At 63.7% G+C, this 3299-nt stretch carries 4 protein-coding genes; all 4 read left to right on the top strand.

The window, feature by feature from the left end; genetic code table 11:
* Positions 1 to 95: 95 nt before the first annotated feature.
* The 4 genes from tnpA (at position 96) to OOJ09_RS31835 (ending at position 2766) form a co-directional block, all read left to right on the top strand.
* On the top strand, positions 96 to 449 hold the full coding sequence (gene tnpA, locus OOJ09_RS31850; protein ID WP_269909012.1) for an IS66-like element accessory protein TnpA: 354 nt from the start codon (positions 96 to 98) through the stop codon (positions 447 to 449).
* Positions 446 to 793 carry an IS66 family insertion sequence element accessory protein TnpB gene (gene tnpB, locus OOJ09_RS31845; RefSeq protein WP_269909011.1) on the top strand — a complete coding sequence of 116 codons (348 nt, stop codon included), beginning with the start codon at positions 446 to 448 and terminating at the stop codon, positions 791 to 793. Before tnpA ends, tnpB begins: the two co-directional genes overlap by 4 nt.
* 66 nt (positions 794 to 859) lie before the next feature.
* Positions 860 to 2536: an IS66 family transposase gene (gene tnpC / locus OOJ09_RS31840; protein ID WP_269909010.1), complete on the top strand. Its 1677-nt coding sequence runs from the start codon at positions 860 to 862 to the stop codon at positions 2534 to 2536.
* Between the two features lie 2 nt (positions 2537 to 2538).
* Positions 2539 to 2766: a hypothetical protein gene (locus OOJ09_RS31835; RefSeq protein WP_269909009.1), complete on the top strand. Its 228-nt coding sequence runs from the start codon at positions 2539 to 2541 to the stop codon at positions 2764 to 2766.
* Positions 2767 to 3299: the final 533 nt, after the last annotated feature.

Below are 3299 nucleotides of genomic sequence, written 5' to 3'. Positions count from 1 at the left end.
GTACGCCTCCGGCGAAGACCGCCTTGCGCGAGCATGGCACGGTAGCGAGGCTGCGCTCATAAGGTCGTCCTTACGAGCGTAGTTAGCAGCACAGCATGAGCCATGTGACGTTATTGACCGGGCCTGAGCGTCGTCGTCGTTGGAGTGAAGAGGATCAGTGCCGGATACTGGCCGCGGCATTCGCGCCCGGGTCCACGGTGGCGGCGGTAGCGCGTCAGTACGATGTCGCGACCAGCCTGATCTATAAGTGGCGCCGCACGCTGAGAGCCCGCGAGACAGGCTTTGCCGAAGTTGTCGTGGTTCCCGATGAGCCTGTCGCCGCTTCGGTGCCGGCGGCGCCCCCGGCGGTGATCGAGCTGGAGATCGCCGGCAAGGTGCGGCTGCGGATTCCGCTGACCACGCCGCCGACACTGGCGGCGGCGATGGTGAAGGCGCTGGGCGTTTCATGATCCCGGTTCCGAGCCAGGTGCGGATCTGGTTGGCGGTCGGCCGGACCGATATGCGTCGCGGAATGCAAGGCCTCGCTCTGCAGGTTCAGGAGACGTTGGGCCGGGATCCGCATGCCGGCGATCTTTATGTCTTCCGAGGCCGCAGCGGCAGTCTGATCAAGATTATCTGGCATGATGGGCTGGGCATGTCGCTGTATGCAAAACGGCTCGAGAAGGGTCGGTTTCTATGGCCGTCGCCGGCAGACGGCACGGTTTCCATATCACCGGCGCAGCTCGCCTACATGCTCGACGGGATCGATTGGCGCAACCCGCGCCACACGTTCCGCCCCCAGCGCGCGGGATGAGTTTTTCTTTGAGTTTGCGCCATTTTCCGCGAGTCAGCGGACGCGTTTTATGATTCACTCCAGGGCATGGTTGCCACCGCCCAGGATGCTGTTCCGGACGATATTGGCGCGCTGAGAGCAGCGCTGACCGCGGCGCTGGCCAGAGCCGAAGACGAGGCCGCACGCGCTGCGCTGGTCGAGGCCGAACTGGCGGTCGCCAGGGCCAAGGCATCGGATGATGCGGCGCTGATCGCACATCAGGATCTGACGATCCGGAAGCTGCAGCGGGCGCTGCATGGTCAAAGTTCTGAACGTGCCGCCCGCCTGCACGACCAGATGGAACTCACCTTCGAGGAACTCGAGAGCACGGCAACGGAAGACGAGATCGCCGCCGAACAGGCCGCGGCCCGGACCACCGAGGTGGCGCCTTATGTGCGCAAACGACCGGCGCGCCAGCCATTTCCCGAGCACCTGCCGCGCGAACGCGTGGTCGAGCCGGCGCCGACCGCTTGCCATTGCTGCGGCGGTCATCGGCTGCGCAAGCTGGGTGAGGATATCACCGAGACGCTGGAGGTGGTGCCGCGGCAATGGAAAGTGACCCAGCACGTGCGGGAGAAGTTCACCTGCCGAGACTGCGAGGCGATCAGCCAGGCTCCGGCGCCGTTCCACGCCACCCCGCGCGGCTGGGCTGGCCCCGGCCTGCTGGCGATGATCCTGTTCGAGAAGTTCGGCCAGCATCAGCCGCTCAACCGCCAGGCTGAACGCTATGCCCGCGAAGGCGTGCCGCTCAGCCTGTCGACCCTGGCCGACCAGGTCGGCGCCGGCGCCGCGGTGCTGATGCCGCTGTTCAAGCGGCTCCAAGCCCATGTGCTGGCCGCTTCACGTCTGCATGGCGACGATACGACGGTGCCGGTCCTGGCCAAGGGCAAGACCGATACCGGCCGATTATGGACCTATGTGCGCGATGACCGACCGTTCGGCGGCGCCGATCCGCCGGCGGCGGTGTTCTATTATTCCCGCGATCGTCGAGGGGAACATCCCGCGGCGCATCTCGCCGGCTGGAGCGGCATTCTGCAGGCCGACGCCTATGGCGGCTATGGCGATCTCTATGCGACGGGCCGTCAGCCGGCGCCTATTCTGGAAGCCAGCTGCTGGGCCCACAGCCGGCGCAAAGTGTTCGAGCTGGCCGATGTCGAAGCGGCGGCGCGCAAGAAGGCGCACGGCGAGAAGCCCAACCTGGTCTATCCGCTAGCGGTTGAAGCCGTGAAGCGTATCGATGCCCTGTTCGATATCGAGCGCGCGATCAACGGCCTGTCGCCAGGCCAACGCCACGCCGCGCGCCAGGAGCGGAGCGCGCCGCTGGTCACCGAGCTCGAGCGCTGGATGATCGAGACGCGCGACAAGCTCTCGCGCGGACACGATCTGACCAAGGCCTTCAACTACATGCTGCGTCGCTGGTCATCCTTCACCCGGTTCCTCGACGATGGGCGGATTTGCCTATCCAACAATGCAGCCGAGCGAGCCCTGCGCGGCGTCGCTCTCGGCAGAAAGTCCTGGCTGTTCTGCGGTTCCGATCGCGGCGGACAGCGCGCTGCCGTTCTCTACAGCCTGATCGTCAGCGCCAAGTTGAATGACGTCGACCCTCAGGCCTGGCTCGCCGATATCCTGGCGCGCATCGCAGCCCACCCAGCACAGCGGATCGATGATTTGCTGCCGTGGAATTGGAGATCCGCACAACTGCGGACCCAACCAGCGGCGGCCTGATCATGCAGCGCAATAAGGTGCATCACGTCTACACCGTCGAACGTGTCGCCAGGGACCTCGGCGTCAGCGAAGCGCTCATCCAGGACCTGACCCTCGGTCTCGAGCCCGAGGACGGCGTCATCTGGGTGTACGGGGCCATCGATGACGACGGAATCTTGGCCTTCACCGATGAAGGCATCGAGGAAGTCAAACTCCTCCTTGAAGAATATCATCGCGTCTCCCCATCTTGACCCCAACACCGCGGTGCTCAGGTGCTCATGGCCACCGGATACGCACCCTCAGCCAGACTCTGGTTGCCCTTCATTTGGGCCAGACCTTTTAGGGCGCTCATTCTCCGCTACCGAAAAAGTGAGCCGAGCGTCTGGCGCTTTCTTGTAAACAGCAATCTGCATATGAGCCCGAAGCTCACTGCGGAAACGTGAGGCGTTTCGGGCTCCCCATACACCGACGAAGCATTCTCCGGACACATCGTTCTTGAAGACTGCCGCCCCACCAAAGGCAGAAGACAGACCGCCTTCACCAACAACACCTCCGTTACCGTAAACTGCGATAACGCAGTCCACCGGAGCAATGCTCACCACTGTGTCGCCGGATGGAGAAAAACCTGCGCTTCTGAAGAGATAAACGGGACAAGGAGAGGTAATCATTACCTGAGCATATCTCGGTCGTCGGGGGCAGCAAGTGCCTGAGCTAACTTTGTCAACACGGCCTATCTAGGTGGAGGTCAGCTTCGGCCTACCTGCGGTGTTCACCGGGCGGATAC

It is taken from the genome of Mesorhizobium qingshengii (assembly GCF_027563465.1).
Classification (GTDB): domain Bacteria; phylum Pseudomonadota; class Alphaproteobacteria; order Rhizobiales; family Rhizobiaceae; genus Mesorhizobium; species Mesorhizobium qingshengii_A.
The sequence above is the reverse complement of the archived record's forward strand: the minus strand, read 5'-3'. Positions and strand labels throughout refer to the sequence as shown.